Genomic DNA, 216 nt, shown 5'->3' on the forward strand with positions numbered 1-216 from the left:
AAGCAGCCCGAAATTGGGTCTGTAGCTCAGTTGGTTAGAGCGCACCCCTGATAAGGGTGAGGTCGGCAGTTCGAATCTGCCCAGACCCACCAATTTTGTGTGGGAAACGCCTGTAGAAATACGGGGCCATAGCTCAGCTGGGAGAGCGCCTGCCTTGCACGCAGGAGGTCAACGGTTCGATCCCGTTTGGCTCCACCACTACTGCTTCTGAAGTTT

Annotated in this window: 2 tRNA genes; both read left to right on the plus strand. The window is 55.6% G+C overall.

The features are described 5' to 3' along the window. Nucleotides 1–15 precede the first annotated feature (15 nt). Nucleotides 16–92 (plus strand) — tRNA-Ile (locus ACI77D_RS29470). 30 nt (nt 93–122) lie between these two features. Then, a tRNA-Ala gene (locus ACI77D_RS29475) sits at nt 123–198 on the plus strand. The last annotated feature ends 18 nt before the right edge of the window (nt 199–216 follow it).

Origin of the sequence: Pseudomonas sp. O39 (genome assembly GCF_045447295.1) — a bacterium.
In the GTDB taxonomy this organism is placed as follows: Bacteria; Pseudomonadota; Gammaproteobacteria; order Pseudomonadales; family Pseudomonadaceae; genus Aquipseudomonas; species Aquipseudomonas antarctica_A.